At 63.0% G+C, this 14,580-nt stretch carries 15 protein-coding genes; 9 read left to right on the top strand and 6 right to left on the bottom strand.

All coding sequences use genetic code 11. From position 1 onward, the window contains the following. Positions 1 to 13: 13 nt before the first annotated feature. From metW to metX, 3 genes are read right to left on the bottom strand one after another with little or no spacing between them, the layout of a single operon-like run. Positions 14 to 604 (bottom strand): methionine biosynthesis protein MetW, encoded by a 591-nt coding sequence (metW, locus tag GRI32_RS00760; protein ID WP_160589229.1) that lies wholly within the window; start codon positions 602 to 604, stop codon positions 14 to 16. After that, a complete protein-coding gene (locus tag GRI32_RS00755) occupies positions 601 to 1,041 on the bottom strand; it encodes a GNAT family N-acetyltransferase (protein WP_202385877.1) in 441 nt (146 codons plus the stop codon). Before GRI32_RS00755 ends, metW begins: the two co-directional genes overlap by 4 nt. Further along, positions 1,038 to 2,153 carry a homoserine O-acetyltransferase MetX gene (gene metX / locus GRI32_RS00750; protein ID WP_160589228.1) on the bottom strand — a complete coding sequence of 372 codons (1,116 nt, stop codon included), beginning with the start codon at positions 2,151 to 2,153 and terminating at the stop codon, positions 1,038 to 1,040. The genes GRI32_RS00755 and metX overlap by 4 nt, the downstream gene beginning before the upstream one ends. On the opposite strand from metX, the gene GRI32_RS10825 reads away from it, so the two are divergent. From GRI32_RS10825 to GRI32_RS00730, 5 genes are all read left to right on the top strand, one after another. Further along, positions 2,125 to 2,250 (top strand): hypothetical protein, encoded by a 126-nt coding sequence (locus GRI32_RS10825; RefSeq protein ID WP_272916776.1) that lies wholly within the window; start codon positions 2,125 to 2,127, stop codon positions 2,248 to 2,250. The genes metX and GRI32_RS10825 overlap by 29 nt on opposite strands. A gap of 41 nt (positions 2,251 to 2,291) precedes the next feature. Continuing rightward, the gene (locus GRI32_RS00745) at positions 2,292 to 3,374 is read left to right on the top strand and encodes a pyridoxal phosphate-dependent aminotransferase (protein ID WP_160589227.1); all 1,083 of its coding nucleotides are present in this window, start codon (positions 2,292 to 2,294) and stop codon (positions 3,372 to 3,374) included. After that, positions 3,371 to 4,279, top strand: coding sequence for a prephenate/arogenate dehydrogenase family protein (locus GRI32_RS00740; protein WP_160589226.1), 909 nt, complete (start codon positions 3,371 to 3,373; stop codon positions 4,277 to 4,279). Before GRI32_RS00745 ends, GRI32_RS00740 begins: the two co-directional genes overlap by 4 nt. Positions 4,280 to 4,344: 65 nt before the next feature. Continuing rightward, positions 4,345 to 4,791 carry a thioredoxin TrxC gene (gene trxC / locus GRI32_RS00735; protein WP_160589225.1) on the top strand — a complete coding sequence of 149 codons (447 nt, stop codon included), beginning with the start codon at positions 4,345 to 4,347 and terminating at the stop codon, positions 4,789 to 4,791. A gap of 119 nt (positions 4,792 to 4,910) precedes the next feature. Next, positions 4,911 to 5,447 (top strand): PilZ domain-containing protein, encoded by a 537-nt coding sequence (locus tag GRI32_RS00730; RefSeq protein WP_160589224.1) that lies wholly within the window; start codon positions 4,911 to 4,913, stop codon positions 5,445 to 5,447. A gap of 45 nt (positions 5,448 to 5,492) precedes the next feature. On the opposite strand, the gene trxB is transcribed toward GRI32_RS00730, so the two are convergent. Continuing rightward, positions 5,493 to 6,464, bottom strand: coding sequence for a thioredoxin-disulfide reductase (gene trxB, locus GRI32_RS00725; RefSeq protein ID WP_160589223.1), 972 nt, complete (start codon positions 6,462 to 6,464; stop codon positions 5,493 to 5,495). A 156-nt stretch (positions 6,465 to 6,620) separates the two neighbouring features. Between trxB and GRI32_RS00720 the strand changes: the two genes are divergently transcribed. The 4 genes from GRI32_RS00720 to GRI32_RS00705 all read left to right on the top strand — a co-directional run bounded on the left by GRI32_RS00720 (position 6,621) and on the right by GRI32_RS00705 (position 12,122). After that, positions 6,621 to 7,661, top strand: coding sequence for a hypothetical protein (locus GRI32_RS00720; RefSeq protein ID WP_160589222.1), 1,041 nt, complete (start codon positions 6,621 to 6,623; stop codon positions 7,659 to 7,661). A 161-nt stretch (positions 7,662 to 7,822) separates the two neighbouring features. Beyond that, entirely contained in the window at positions 7,823 to 9,409 is a 1,587-nt protein-coding gene (locus GRI32_RS00715) for a carotenoid oxygenase family protein (protein ID WP_160589221.1), read from the top strand. Further along, positions 9,406 to 11,454: a PQQ-dependent dehydrogenase, methanol/ethanol family gene (locus GRI32_RS00710; protein WP_160589220.1), complete on the top strand. Its 2,049-nt coding sequence runs from the start codon at positions 9,406 to 9,408 to the stop codon at positions 11,452 to 11,454. Before GRI32_RS00715 ends, GRI32_RS00710 begins: the two co-directional genes overlap by 4 nt. A gap of 62 nt (positions 11,455 to 11,516) precedes the next feature. Then, a complete protein-coding gene (locus GRI32_RS00705) occupies positions 11,517 to 12,122 on the top strand; it encodes a nuclear transport factor 2 family protein (RefSeq protein ID WP_160589219.1) in 606 nt (201 codons plus the stop codon). Positions 12,123 to 12,185: 63 nt separating this feature from the next. Here the strand turns inward: GRI32_RS00705 and GRI32_RS00700 are convergent, their stop codons facing one another. Beyond that, complete coding sequence (locus tag GRI32_RS00700; RefSeq protein WP_160589218.1) at positions 12,186 to 13,262, bottom strand: NAD(P)-dependent alcohol dehydrogenase; 1,077 nt, start codon at positions 13,260 to 13,262, stop codon at positions 12,186 to 12,188. A gap of 125 nt (positions 13,263 to 13,387) precedes the next feature. Beyond that, on the bottom strand, positions 13,388 to 13,870 hold the full coding sequence (locus GRI32_RS00695; RefSeq protein WP_160589217.1) for a MarR family winged helix-turn-helix transcriptional regulator: 483 nt from the start codon (positions 13,868 to 13,870) through the stop codon (positions 13,388 to 13,390). Between the last annotated feature and the right edge of the window lie 710 nt (positions 13,871 to 14,580).

Here is a 14,580-nt window from a genome sequence, read left to right as displayed (position 1 = left end):
GTTCGGTCAGCGGCTACCGGCTCAACTGAAAAACCGCATGTTCCGCGCGCCAGTTCGCATTACCGCCGCCAATCTCTCGCCCTCCGGCGAAGAACCAGCATCCTTCCACCGTCACACCCTTGTCGGCGATCAGCTGGCGGAAATCGTCGACGGTCACGTGGTGGATGTTCTGCGTTTCATACCAGCTGACGGGCAGGTGACGCGTCACCGGCATGCGGCCGTGGAACAATAGCGCGAAGCGCATCCGCCAATAGGCGAAATTGGGGAAGCTGACGAAGGCCGTCTGGCCGATGCGCAGCAGCTGGTCGAGCAGGTAATCGGGCCGCTCCGCCGTCTGCAAGGTCTGGCTCAGGATCGCCACGTCAAAGGCGTGATCGGGATAGTCGGCCAGATCGCGATCGGCATCGCCCTGCACCACGCTGAGGCCGCGGCTGACGCATTTCTCCACCAGCTCGCCATCGATCTCCATGCCGCGCGCGTCCACCTGGCGTTGCAGGCGCAGCACATCCATCAGGTCTCCCTCACCGCAGCCGACATCGAGCACGCGCGCGCCCGGCGGAACCAGGCTGGCAATCTTGGCGAGGTCCGGGCGCAGTTCGCTCATGCCGGCACCGGATACAGATCGGTGAAGACCCGTTCCATCATGCGGCCCGGGTTCGCCTGCAAGCGCCAGCCAAGCTGCGCATACAGGTCTTGCGCATCCAGCGTGTGCAGGCCCCAGCGGCGCAGGCCCTGCAACAGCGGATGGTCCTGCAAGGCTGTCACCATCACCTTTGACAGGCCCCGCCCACGATGGTCTTCCAGCACATGGACATCGGCCAGCCAGGCGAAAGTTGCATAATCGGTGATGACCCGGGCAAAGCCCACCTGCGCATCCGCGTGCCGCACCGCCACGCACAGGCTGTTGGCCAGCGCGCGGCGAACGGTTTCCAGCGGAATCCCCTTCGCCCAATAGGAGCGCGCGAGATAGGCATGGGTTGCCTCCACATCGATGCGCGACTGGTCATCGGTCAATTCATAGCCAGCAGGCAGTTCGCTCATCCGATAAAGCCCTTCACCACGCGGTCCAGCGCCGGACATTCCAGCAGGAAGCTGTCATGCCCGTATGGCGCGGACAGCTCCACAAAGCTGACCGGCGCGGCCACGGCGTTGAGCGCGTGGACGATGTTGCGGCTTTCGGACGTGGGGTACAGCCAGTCCGTATCGAAGCTGACCACGCAGAAGCGCGTGTCGCCTGCGCCCCTGAAGGCATCGGCCAGGCTGCCTGAAGAACTTGCGCCGCCGTGCTCCTCCGCCAGGTCGAAATAATCCATCGCGCGGGTGATATACAGATAGCTGTTGGCGTCGAAGCGATCGGTGAAGGAAAGGCCCTGATAGCGCAGGTAGCTTTCCACCTGGAAATCGGCATCGAAGCCAAAGCTCTTGGCCTCACGGTCCTGCAGGCGGCGGCCGAACTTGTCGGTCAGGCCGGCTTCGGAAAGATAGGTGATATGCGCGGCCATGCGGGCGACGGACAGGCCCTTGTCCGGGCTGGCGCCGGTGCCGTAATAATCGCCCGCGTTCCAGTTGGGATCGGCCATGATTGCCTGCCGCCCCACCTCATGAAAGGCGATGTTTTGCGCGGAATGGCGCGCGGTGGTGGCAATCGCCAGTACGCGGTCGGTGCGCTCCGGGAAATTGGCCGCCAGGCTGAGCGCCTGCATCCCGCCCATCGATCCGCCGACAACGGCGTGCAGTCTTTCAATCCCCAGCGCATCGAGCAGCGCCACCTGCGCGCGCACCATGTCGCGGATGGTGATGACCGGGAAACGCATGGCATAGGGCCGGCCATCAGGCGCGAGCGAGGCAGGCCCGGTGGAGCCGATGCACGATCCGATCACATTGGCACAGATCACGTGATAGCGATTGGTGTCGATAGGCTTGCCGGGGCCGACCATGATTTCCCACCAGCCGGGCTTGCCGGTCAGCGGATTGGTCTTGGCCACAAACTGGTCACCCGTCAGCGCGTGGAAGATCAGGATGGCATTGGACTTGTCCGCCGCCAGCTCGCCATAGGTTTCATAGGCGATCTCGACATTGTCGAGCGCCTTGCCGCTATCGAGTGCCAACTGACGGTCCAGCGTGATGCTGGTCAAGTTCGATGCCGTTGCCATGGTCGGTGCGGACTTGGGACTTGTCGCCGATGCTGTCAATCTGCCTCTCAATCTACCTGTCAATTGCGGGCGCAAGGCGCTAATGGCGCTGCCGTGACTCGGGACAGTAAACAGCATGGCGCCAGCAGCGCCCCGGCCATGAAGCCATGGATCGCGGGCATCCATGCCTACGTGCCTGGCAAATCGCGCAGCGCGGACGGGCGCTCGCTGGTGAAACTCTCTGCCAATGAGAACCCGCTGGGTTGCAGCCCGGTGGCACTGGCCGCGCGGGCGGACGCGCAGGTGCCGTGGCTTTACCCCGATCCCGATTCCACCGCCTTGCGCGAGGCGTTGGGCGCGCTGCACGGCATGGACCCGGCGCAGATCGTGTGCGGCACCGGGTCGGGTGAATTGCTGACCCTGTCGGCCAGCGCCTTTGCCGGGCCGGGCGATGAAGTGCTGTATGTCCGCTATGGCTTTTCGCTGTATGAAATTGCCGCGCGGCGTTGCGGGGCGACCCCGGTGGAAGCGCCCGATGCCGATTTCGGCACCGATGTCGATGCGCTGCTGGGCTGCGTGAATGATCGCACAAAGGTGGTCTTCATCGCCAATCCCAACAATCCCACCGGCACCTATCTGCCGCGTGCGGAACTGGCGCGTCTGCACGCCGGCCTGCCTGCCGATGTGCTGCTGGTGATCGATCAGGCCTATGCCGAATATGTCGATCCGGCGCACGATGACGGGGGCATGGAACTGGCGGGCCAATATCCCAACGTGCTGGTCACGCGCACCTTTGCCAAGGCCTATGGGCTGGCGGGCGAGCGTGTGGGCTGGGGCTATGGCGCAGCGGATCTGATCGGCGCGCTGGGCCGCATTCGCGGACCGTTCAACATCAATAATGGCGCACAGGCGGTGACCACGGCTGCCGTGGCCGATCAGGATTTCGTGACCTCCACCCGCATTCACAACACGGCGGAGCGTGCCCGCTTTGCCACCGCGATAGAGGCCATGGGGAACTACGGATTGCGCGCCGTGCCCAGCGAGGCCAATTTCCTGCTGGTGCTGTTCGAAGGCAATCTGACCGCAGAAGCTGCGCACGATGGGCTGGCCCAGCGCGGCTATGCCGTGCGCTGGCTGCCCGGACAGGGCCTGCCGCAAGCCTTGCGCATAACCATCGGGACAGCGCAGCAAATGGATGATATTGCACGCGCCTTGCGTGAAATGGCAGAGGCCGCCCAATGAGCTTTTCGCACGTTGCCATTATCGGTCTTGGCCTGCTGGGCGGTTCCATCGGCCTGGCCGTCCGTGCCGAACTGCCGGGCACGAAGACCACCGGCTACGATGCCGATCCCGATGTCCGCGCCAGGGCGCGCGAACGCGGGCTGGCCGATACTGTCCTTGACGATCCCGCAGAGGCTGTGCGCGGGGCCGATCTTGTAATCCTGTGCGTGCCGGTGGGCGCAATGGGCGAAGCGGCACGCGCGATTGAACCCGGCCTTTCCGCCGATACGGTGATCAGCGATGTCGGTTCCTCCAAACGCAGCATTACCGATGCACTGGTGGCCGCGCTGCCGAACCACCAGATCATTCCCGCCCATCCGGTTGCGGGTACGGAAAACTCCGGGCCGGATGCGGGTTTTGCCACATTGTTCCACCAGCGCTGGTGCATCGTCACTCCGCCCGCCGGAGCAGACGCGGAAAAGGTCGCCTCGCTGGTCGATTTCTGGGAAAGCCTGGGCGCGCTGGTGGAGACGATGGATGCCGAGCATCACGATCTCGTGCTCGCCGTGACCAGCCATATCCCGCATCTGATCGCCTATACCATCGTTGGTACGGCGTCCGATCTGGAAGATGTGACGCGCAGCGAAGTGATCAAATATTCAGCCGGCGGCTTCAGGGATTTCACCCGCATTGCCGCCAGCGATCCCACCATGTGGCGCGACGTGTTCCTCAACAACAAGGACGCGGTGCTGGAAATGCTCGACCGCTTCCTGACCGACCTTGCCCTGATGCGCGAAGCAATCCGCGCCGGTGATGGCGAGATGATGCACGACACCTTCAGCCGCACCCGCGCCATCCGCCGCTCCATCGTGGCGCTGGGCCAGGACGACCCCCGCCCAGACTTCGGACGCGCCGATCACGAATAGGGTTGCGCGCTGTCAATGACCTGCAGGATTCGATAGAAACCAGCCCGGGGAGCGGAGAGATCGCCATGACCAGCCAGATTGCCACAATCGTTGCCTGCCCATCCTGCGCCGGGCTCAACCGCGTTCCAGCGGCGAAACTGGGTGCGGGCGGGAAATGCGGCAAGTGCCACTCCGCGCTGTTCACCGGCCATCCGGTCACGCTGACTTCTGCCAATTTCGCGGCGCACAGCGTGAAAAGCGACATTCCCCTGCTGATCGATTTCTGGGCCAGCTGGTGCGGCCCGTGCCGCCAGATGGCCCCGGCATTCGAGGCGGCGGCGGCGCAGCTGGAGCCGCATGTCAGGCTGGGCAAGCTGGATACGGAGGCCGAACAGGCCATTGCCGGGCGCTACCAGATCCGCTCAATCCCGACCCTGGCGATCATCTCCAAGGGCAAGGAAATTGCCCGCCAATCGGGCGCAATGCCCCAAGGCGCAATTGTCAGCTGGGCAAGGCAGGCGCTGAAAATCTGATCGCAGCATTGGGACGTGAACCGGGCCGACCTGTGCGCACGACCTGTGCGCACGGGCACCAGGGCGACGCCCTCTAGGTATTAACCGAGAGGGCCGGTTTAGGGAGACGTTTCAGCCGGTTGTCGCAATCCCCGCACACAGGTGCGGAGGATCGTATTTCATTCCCAGGCTTCAAGAACCGCTCACCGCGCAAGAAGGTTCGCCTCCACGGACGGCTGCGCGGTGAGAGCGAGTGGACCGACGTGCAGATCAAGGATCTGTCCGCCAGAGGACTTATGGCGGAAAGCGAGCACCCGCCTCCACGCGGCCATTACATCGAAATCCGCCGCCATAACCACATTCTGATTGGCGTGGTGGCATGGTCGAAAGGCAACCGCTTTGGCGTGGCACTGGCCGAAGAGACGGATATTGAGAGCCTGATTTCCGGCGTGCCGACCTGTCTCAACGGCGAGCGGCGCGATCTGGTGAAACGTGACAGGAAACCACGCGTCCTGCTGGTGCTGTCGACACCCAGTGACTGGAAATGGGCAGGGCGGGCATTGGAGCGCCTCGCGCTGATCGCTTTCGGCGTGATTGGCACCCTGTTCGTTGGCGAACTTGTTTATGAGGCGCTGGCAACCCCGATGGAGGCGATAGTCGAAGGCCTGCGGCTCTAGCGGCAATCCGTGAGGCGCTGAGCAAGGCGATTACCGGCGGCCAGCCTACTCCGCTGCCACTGCTTCCTTGTCCGCAAATGCGCGCGAGGCGAGGAAGCGCTCGGCATCCAGCGCGGCCATGCAGCCTGTTCCCGCCGCCGTCACGGCCTGGCGATAGGTGTGGTCCATCACGTCTCCGCAGGCGAACACGCCGGGGATATTGGTCTTGGGCGTGCCGGGCTGGGTGACGATGTAACCGCCCGCGTCGATCTCCAATTTACCCTTGAACAGCTCGGTCGCGGGCGCGTGGCCGATGGCAACGAAAGCGCCGTCCACTTCCAGCGTGCTGCGCTCTCCGGTCACGGTGTCGACCAGCTCGATATGGCCCAGAGTACCGTTTTCGGCAGGCACGAAACGCTCGACAGACTTGTTCCACAGCGCGGTGATCTTCTCGTTCGCGAACAGCCGGTCCTGCAGGATCTTCTCGCTGCGCAGCTCGTCACGGCGGTGGATCAGCGTGACATCGTCGGAATGGTTGGTGAGGTAGAGCGCTTCCTCCACAGCGGTATTGCCGCCGCCGATGACTGCCACTTTCTTGCCGCGATAGAAAAACCCGTCGCAGGTGGCGCAGGCGGAAACGCCCTTGCCGCCCAGCTCTTCCTCTCCCGGAACACCCAGCCACTTGGCCTGCGCGCCGGTGGCGATCACCAGCACATCGCCGATAAATTCATCGCCGCTGTCACCGATCGCCTTGAAGGGTGACCCATTGGCGAGGTCCACGTCCACGATCGTATCCCACATCATCCGCGTGCCGACATGCTCGGCCTGCTTCTGCATCTGTTCCATCAGCCACGGGCCCTGGATCACATCGGCAAAGCCGGGGTAATTCTCCACGTCGGTGGTGATGGTCAGCTGGCCGCCGGGCTGGATGCCCTGCACCACAATCGGCTCCATCCCCGCGCGCGCGCCATAGATGGCGGCGGAATAGCCTGCCGGGCCCGAACCGATGATGAGCATGCGGGTTTTATGGGTGGTCATGGAATCGCCTGTGTTTCTGGGTAGGCAATCGAGGTAAGCTGCGTGGCAATCCATTTCAACCGGACCGTGCCGGGTCTGTGGATAGGCGGCGGCTTTACAGGCACCGGCTTTGCGATAGTGTACCTGCAAAAAGCAGGATCAAGGGGAGAGAACGCGATGAAGCCGTTCGCAAAAATGGCGCTGGCCGCCTTGCTGCTGGCTCCTGTGCCGGCGCTGGCACAGCAAACCGAAGCCGAAGTGGGTGTGCCGCCCGCCGCGCCCGCGGATTGGCAGGCCCCGCGCACGCCTTGGGGCGATCCCGATCTGCGCGGCACCTATCCGCTGGAAAGCATGGGCTCCACCCCGATGCAGCGCCCTGCCCGCTTCGGCTCTCGCAAGCTGCTGAACGATGAGGAATACGCCCAGTCGCTGGATGCTGCGCGCGAACTGGCGGGCCTTGCCGACGTGGAGGACGAGGCCGGCGTACTGGGCAGCGGCAACTGGTTTGAACGCGGTGTTCCGCTGCGCCAGACATCGCTGATCGTGGAGCCTGCCGATGGCCGCGTGCCGCCGCTTACGCCTGCGGGCGAGGCGTTGCGCGCACAGATGCGCGACAGCTGGAACAACGAAGTTTTTGAAGGCCCGCAGGATTTCAATTCGCTGGACCGGTGCCTGTCGCGCGGGCTGCCCGCCACCATGATCCCCTTCCCCTACAATAACGGACTGCGAGTATTCCAGGCACCCGGCGTGGTGGTGATCAATCTGGAGATGATTCACGAGACGCGGGTGATCCACCTTGGTGAAGCCGCGCCGCCGCCGGGCACCCTGCGCACCTATCTGGGCCATTCGCGCGGTCATTGGGAAGGCAATACGCTGGTTGTGGAAACGACCCATTTCAACGGCCTTTCTCCCATGGTGATCGTGGGACCAAGCAACCGCCCCATCCCCACCAGCGAACAGTTGCAGGTGACCGAACACTTCACCATGACCGGGCCGGGCCAGGTCTATTACGAGGCATGGATCACGGACCCCGTGGTGTTGACCGATGGGTTCAAGATGGCTTTCCCGTGGACGCGGGACGACGAGTACCAGCCGTTCGAATATGCCTGCCACGAAGGCAACACCATCGTGCCTGCCTATGTGCGTGCAACCAGCCCGCGCTTTGCCGACTGGCGCGTGGCCAATGGCGGAACGCGCGAACCTGCCCCGGTAAACTGAAGCAGAAGCAGGCAGAGACGTCCCGAGACAGGCGAGGTACGGGGCAGAGAAAGACAGAAACCCCGGAAAGCCGCACAAAGGCGGCATTTGCGCTTGTCAAACCGGCGCTGGCGGGCGATTTTGGCGCAGCGCGAGGGAATGGACGCGCGGGAGGGATTTTCATGAGCGATATTATCAAAGGGCCGCAGCTGGACCGGCGCGGTTTCATGGGCGCAACGACGCTGGGCACGGGCGCGGCCTTGATCGGGCTTGGCGCGGGCAGCACGGCACTGGCGCAGGAAGCGCCCTCGGCAGCTCCGCAAGTGGACTTTCCCGATGAACGCGGTGCCTTTGGCGGCGGCGGCAGCGCGGCAGGAGCGGTCAACCGCACCGAGATGGACCTGTTCGATTGCGAAGTCGAAGGCCACCTGCCCACCGATCTGGACGGCGTGTTCTACCGTGTCGGGCCTGACCCGCAATATCCCAAGTCCCCTGAATACGCGGGCGACATTCCCTTCGATGGTGAGGGGCATGTGTCGATGTTCCGCATCAATAATGGCCATGTCGATTATCGCACGCGCTATGCCAGGAATGCTCGCTGGAAGGCGCAGCACGCGGCGCGCCGCAGCCTGTTCGGCATGTACCGCAACCCGTCGACGGACGATCCATCGGTGGCTGGCCTCAACCGCGGCACCGCCAACACCCAATTGTTCCTGCATCACGGCAAGCTGCTGGTGTTCAAGGAAGACAGCCCGCCTGTCTATATGGACCCGCTGACGCTGGACACGATGGACGAGGAATATACCTTCGGCGGCAAGCTGGAGAGCCAGACCCACACCGCCCATCCCAAGGTTGACCCGATGACCGGCGGACTGATTGGCTTTGGCTATGAAGCGACCGGCTTCCTGTCCAAGGACATCAACGTTTACGAAGCTGACCGCGCGGGCAACATCTTCTGGTCGGTGACGGTGGCAGCGCCCTATGCCGGCATGATGCATGATTTTTGCGTCACGCAGGATTACATCGTGCTGTACCTGACCAACATGGCCGCCGACGCTGCGCAGATCGCGGCCGGCGGGGTGCATTTCCGCTATGACAGCAGCCTGCCCACATATCTGGGCGTGATGCGGCGCGGCGGTGACGGGCGGGATCTGAAGTGGTTCACCGGCCCCAACCTGTTCTGTACCCACGTGATGGGCGGCTGGAACGAAGGCACGAAGATCACCGTCGACTGGGACGGCGGCGAGGGCAACCAGTTCCCCTTCTTCCCCAGCCTGCATGAACCGTGGGACCCGGTGAAGGGCACCGGCTATATCCGCCGCTTCACCGTGGACGTGGGCAGCCGCACCAATGACCGCTTCCAGTCCGAAACGATCTTCCCGGAAATCCAGGGCGTGCTCAGCCGTCAGGATGACCGGTTCCACACACTGCCCTATCGCTGGGGATATTTGCAGGTGACCGGCCCCAATGGCGGCTGGGCACTGATCGACCACCGCGAAGGCACCAGCAAGATCGCCAGCGTGGCGGGCTATTCACTGTCCGAAATGACCTTCGTGCCGCGCAGCAAGAATGCCGAGGAAGGCGATGGCTACCTGATCGGTCTTGGCTCCAGCATGGCAGAGGCCGGCCGATCCGACCTGATGCTGTTCGACACGTCAGACGTGGATGCGGGGCCGGTCGCACGGGTGAAGATGCCGTTCAGATGCGTGGGTCAGGTGCACGGCTTCTGGGCCGATGCGTCCGACATTCCAGGAGCAAATGCTGCATGATTTCGGGGATGCGCGCTGCCATTGCGGCGGGGCTGATGGGTTTGCTGGCCAGCTGCACGCTGGCCGATGCGCAAACCGACATAGAGCCGGGCCAGTGGGTTTCCACCGGGCGCACGTGGGATGAACAGCATTTCAGCCCGATGGACCAGATCAATGCCGATAATGTCGGCGATCTGGGCCTCGCCTGGTATGCCGATCTCACCACCGACCGGGGGCAGGAAGCCACTCCGCTGGTGCTGGACGGCGTGCTCTACAACACCGAACCGTGGAACATCACCACCGCTTATGATGCCGCCACGGGTGAGCAATTGTGGCGCTATGATCCGCAAGTTCCCTTGCGCTTCGGGCGGCTGGCCTGCTGCGATATCGTGACGCGCGGGCTTGGCGCCTGGCATGACAAGATATTGCTCGCCACGCTGGACGGGCGGCTGATCGCGCTGGATGCCAAAACCGGCGACGTGGTGTGGTCTGTCCTCACTGTCAACAATGCCATGAACTACACCATCACCGGTGCGCCGCGCGTCTATGATGGCAAGGTGCTGATCGGCAATGGCGGCGCGGAAATGGGCGCGCGCGGCTATATTTCCGCCTATGATGTCGAGACCGGCGACATGTTGTGGCGCTGGCACACCGTGCCCGGCAACCCGGCGGACGGGTTCGAGAATGAAGCGATGGAAACCGCGGCTGAAACATGGAGCGGCGAATGGTGGAAATCGGGCGGCGGCGGCACGGTCTGGGACTCGATGTCCTATGATCCGGCGCTGGGCCTGATCTACATCGGCACCGGCAATGGATCGCCGTGGACGCGCAAATACCGCAGCCCCGAAGGCGGCGACAATCTCTACCTCGCCAGCATCGTGGCGCTGGATGCCGAGACGGGCGAGTACCGCTGGCACTACCAGACCACTCCGGGCGAGGAATGGGATTATACCGCCACGCAGAACATGGTGCTGGCCGATCTGGAGATCGAGGGACGCCTGCGCCACGTGATCATGCAAGCACCCAAGAACGGCTTCTTCTACGTGCTGGACCGGGAAACGGGGGAGCTGATCAGTGCCGAAACCATCGCCCCGATCACCTGGGCCACCGGCATCGACATGGAAACTGGCCGCCCGATTGAAAACCCGGAGGCGCGCTATGGCACTATCCCGGTGATGGTCGGGCCGGGAGCTGGCGGGGCGCATAACTGGAACCCGATGGCGTTCAGCCCCGATACCGGCCTGGTCTATGTGCCGGTGACGGAAACCTACATGGCCTATGCTGCGGCAGAGACCTACACGCCGGGCCAGGGCCTGGGCACGGCCTTTTCCGGCCATGACGATATCCGCCGCCAGATCGCCGAATATGCCGATGCCCATTCCACCGGCTGGCTTTCCGCGTGGGACCCGGTGACGCAGACCGAGCGCTGGCGCGTTCCCTATGCCCAGAAGGGCAGCGGCGGCGTGCTCGCCACCGCAGGCAATCTGGTGTTCCAGGGCACCATCGGCACCACCTTTGCCGCCTATCGCGCCGATACGGGTGAGAAGGTATGGGAGATGCCGGTACAGAACGTGCCGATTGCCGCGCCCATCACCTATATGGTCGACGGCGTGCAATATATCGCCGTCAATGCCGGCTGGGGCGGCGGGCTTGCGCATGTGGAACGGGCACAGTTTTCACAGCTGTTCCTGGGCCGTCCGCGCCTGCTGGTGTTCAAGCTGGGCGGCACGGTGGAGCTTCCCCCGATGCCGGAGGAAAGCTTCGTCGTGCCCGAACTCAGCCCGCCGCCGCCGCTGGAAGGCGATGCCGCCAGCGTGGCCCTGGGCGAGCAGCTGTACGGCGCCAATTGCGCGATCTGCCACGGCAATAGCGCGCGCGGCGGGGTGAAGGACCTGCGGCACATGTCGCCCGCCACCCACGCCGCCTTCCTCGATATCGTTCGCGGGGGCAGCCGGGCGGCAAACGGCATGGCCAGCTTTGCCGACGTCCTGAGCGACGAACAGGCAGGCGCCATCCATAATTATCTGATCGCCCGCGCCAATGAGGACTGGGAAGCCAGCCACTAACAGCGGGATCGCAAATACGGGTCCACCGATGCAGGACCGGCAAATTCAAGGGAGAGGGTGACATGACAATCTGGAGAAACAGCCTGCTGGCGCTAGCCGCAACGGGCATGACCGCAACGGGCCTCGGCGCCATTGCCGCGCCTGCCGCCGCACAGGAATACCAGCGCTCCTACGCCGAGGACCGGGCCGAGATAGAGGACCTGATGGCGCGCTACCTGTTCGCCATCGATTACTTCGACTGGGATGCCTATATCGCCACATTCGCGCCCGATGGGGAGCTGGAATTTGCCAGCGGCGTCTCGCGCGGGCGCGATGCCATCCGCACGGCGGTGAGCAATTTCTCCGAAGGGATCGGGCGGTTCTACCACACCGAAGACGGCGAAGCGGCCAAGCTGCGCCATGTGATCCTGCAATCCTCCATTCGCGTGGAGGGTGACCGCGCCTGGGCCAGATCGCTGTGGGTGGAAATGGCCAACCACGGCCCCGGTGACGAGATGAAGATGGGCACATACGGCCTGTATGAGGACGAAATGGCGCGCATCGACGGGCGCTGGATGTTCACCCGCCGCAATGTCCTCAACGAATTCATCCCCGGCCGCAATTCCGGACCGGAAAACCCCGTGCGGGTGATGGACCGCCTGGCAGAGGCCTCGCGCGCGGCGCAATAGGCTTCAGGGCCGGATTCAGGGCCAAGTACAGGCCCGGCTTCAGGCCCGGATTCAGGGTCAGTTTCAGGGACGAATCGCAACTTTCAGCACGCCGTCACGCTGGTGCGCGAACAGCTCATAGGCATCCTCGATTGAATCGAGGGGGTAGTGGTGCGTCACCAGCTGGGCGGTATCGACCCGGCCGGATGCCACCGATTCCATCAGGCGGCGCATCCGCTCCTTGCCGCCGGGACACAGGGTAGTGACGATCCGGTTGTCTCCCAGCCCGGCGGAAAAGGCATCCAGCGGTATCGACAGGTCCGATGAATAGACTCCCAGCGATGACAGCGTGCCGCCCGGACGCAGCACCCGCAGCGCGCCTTCGAATGTCTGTTGCAGGCCCAGCGCCTCGATGGAAACGTCCACCCCGCGGCCATCGGTAATCCGGCGGATCTCGTCCACCGGATCGACCTTGCTGAAATCCACCACATGGGTGGCGCCCATCTTGCGCGCCATTGCCATGCGCGCGGGCACGCTTTCCACCGCGATGATCGTGGTTGCCCCCATCATGAAGGCACCAGCCGTGGCGCACAGGCCGATCGGACCCTGCGCGAAGACCGCCACAGTATCGCCTATGCGGACCTTGCCCGATTCCGCACCGCTGAAGCCGGTGGACATGATATCCGGACACATCAGCACCTGCTCGTCGCTCAGCCCATCGGGCACGGGGGCCAGATTGGCCATGGCATCGGGGACCAGCAGATATTCCGCCTGCGCGCCGTCAATCGTGTTGCCGAAACGCCAGCCGCCCATCGGCTTGAAGCCGTGACCGACCTGCCCGCCGCATTGGGCGTGAAAGCCGCAGAGCGAAGCATAGGACGTGCCCGAAGGCGTAATCGCCCCGGCAATAACGCGCTGGCCTTCCTTATATCCGCTCACCGCAGAGCCGAGCTTTTCGATCACGCCCACGGGTTCATGACCCACGGTCAGGCCCTTTTCGACCGGATATTCACCCTTGAGGATATGCACATCGGTGCCACAGATGGTGGTGGTGGTTACGCGGATCAGCGCATCGAGCGGCCCAACATCGGGTACCGGCTTTTCGCCCAGGACAATGCGCCCTGGCTCAATGAAGATGGCGGCTTTCATAAGCTGTGGCATGGTGATCTTCCCGCAAATACGTTGTCACGGGCCAATCTGGCCTGATCAGCCTACGGTGTAATTACGCAAACTCGCTTAATGCGGAACGGCCCGCATGACGGGGTGAACAGCTTGCGGCGGGTGGCCTAGTCGGTCAGGCGATCCATGGGGGCCGTACTCTCGATCCTGACCTGCGGGTCCATCGGGCTGTCCAGTCTCGCCATCATCTTGTCGAGCAGGACGTGCATCGCCTCCATGTCCTCGATGCCCAGATCGGTCAGGATATGCCCGCGCATGGCGTCATAGATGCCGAAGATCTGTTCCAGCGCCTGCTCGCCCTTGGGGGTCACCAGCAGCAGGTTGACCCGACGATCATGCGGATCGGCGGTCCGTTCCACCAACCCGTCCTTGCTCAGCATATCCACCATCCGCGTGACGGTGGCGCCTTCGATCCGCAGCCGCTTGGCAAGGTCGCTCTGGGATTTGGGTCCCTGCATGTTCACGATTGCGCCCAGCACTTCCATGCGCGTCGCGCTCTGCCCGATCTTGCGCAACTTCTCGTCAAGCTGACTCCGAAAACCGCGGACGATCAAGACCATCTTGATCATCAGGCTGATATCGCGAGTCATCTCTCCCTCACGATAAAGGTCAAAACTGCTGCGCGACGATGGGTAGGGCAAATTTTCCTCGGATCTTCGGCTGTTGTGGCAACGAAACCGGCAGTTCCCCGCCTTGCGATCGCAGTCGGCCCGGTCCGGCCAGGTGAGCGGCTTGCTTGTGCGTTGCGCCATCGTCAAGCGGATTTTGTCAACCAGAGGCCCGCCGAGCACCACTGACAGCCCCGCCCCAATCGCGGAAAACCTCGCATTTTCGCCATTTGCGGCGTGATCGCGGCGGCATCCGCCTGCGATCACAAAACCGATATTTAGAAGAATCATATTTCGAAGTTTTGTCATGCGTTGGCCAATTTCCGCGCAGCGCGGGGACCAGTCTGTTATCGGTCTTTGGGGAGAAGATATTTTTTATCACTTATTTTCAGATATCTAGAAATTTATGAGCGCAAAAACTGCATATGCAAACGTTGTTGTATAAAGGATTACTTGACGTATCTATTTTCCATACATACGATTTTGATCTGAACTAAAATCAGGGCTTCCACCATGCTCTCAAGGGCATGCCGGGTGGCACCTGTGGGAGGGCGAGCAGAGGCAATTGGAACCACGCCAGATCAGTCCGGGCCAGACCAGTCCGGCGCAGGGCTGATCGTTCAGGTTCCGGTTCAAAACATAATTCATCGCGATTCCTAGGTGGGAGCATCGCGAATTGAATGGGGGATGGA

The organism is Alteraurantiacibacter aestuarii (assembly GCF_009827405.1).
GTDB lineage: Bacteria > Pseudomonadota > Alphaproteobacteria > Sphingomonadales > Sphingomonadaceae > Alteraurantiacibacter > Alteraurantiacibacter aestuarii.
Note: the sequence above shows the minus strand (reverse complement) of the source record. Positions and strands in the feature narration are given on the sequence as shown.

Excerpts from the sequence above, each read along its gene's own strand:
- metW (WP_160589229.1), bottom strand. The coding sequence starts at position 604 with ATGAGCGAACTGCGCCCGGACCTCGCCAAGATTGCCAGCCTGGTTCCG.
- GRI32_RS00755 (WP_202385877.1), bottom strand. The coding sequence starts at position 1,041 with ATGAGCGAACTGCCTGCTGGCTATGAATTGACCGATGACCAGTCGCGC.
- GRI32_RS10825 (WP_272916776.1), top strand. The coding sequence starts at position 2,125 with ATGCTGGTCAAGTTCGATGCCGTTGCCATGGTCGGTGCGGACTTGGGA.
- metX (WP_160589228.1), bottom strand. The coding sequence starts at position 2,153 with ATGGCAACGGCATCGAACTTGACCAGCATCACGCTGGACCGTCAGTTG.
- GRI32_RS00745 (WP_160589227.1), top strand. The coding sequence starts at position 2,292 with ATGAAGCCATGGATCGCGGGCATCCATGCCTACGTGCCTGGCAAATCG.
- GRI32_RS00740 (WP_160589226.1), top strand. The coding sequence starts at position 3,371 with ATGAGCTTTTCGCACGTTGCCATTATCGGTCTTGGCCTGCTGGGCGGT.
- trxC (WP_160589225.1), top strand. The coding sequence starts at position 4,345 with ATGACCAGCCAGATTGCCACAATCGTTGCCTGCCCATCCTGCGCCGGG.
- trxB (WP_160589223.1), bottom strand. The coding sequence starts at position 6,464 with ATGACCACCCATAAAACCCGCATGCTCATCATCGGTTCGGGCCCGGCA.
- GRI32_RS00720 (WP_160589222.1), top strand. The coding sequence starts at position 6,621 with ATGAAGCCGTTCGCAAAAATGGCGCTGGCCGCCTTGCTGCTGGCTCCT.
- GRI32_RS00715 (WP_160589221.1), top strand. The coding sequence starts at position 7,823 with ATGAGCGATATTATCAAAGGGCCGCAGCTGGACCGGCGCGGTTTCATG.
- GRI32_RS00710 (WP_160589220.1), top strand. The coding sequence starts at position 9,406 with ATGATTTCGGGGATGCGCGCTGCCATTGCGGCGGGGCTGATGGGTTTG.
- GRI32_RS00705 (WP_160589219.1), top strand. The coding sequence starts at position 11,517 with ATGACAATCTGGAGAAACAGCCTGCTGGCGCTAGCCGCAACGGGCATG.
- GRI32_RS00700 (WP_160589218.1), bottom strand. The coding sequence starts at position 13,262 with ATGCCACAGCTTATGAAAGCCGCCATCTTCATTGAGCCAGGGCGCATT.
- GRI32_RS00695 (WP_160589217.1), bottom strand. The coding sequence starts at position 13,870 with ATGACTCGCGATATCAGCCTGATGATCAAGATGGTCTTGATCGTCCGC.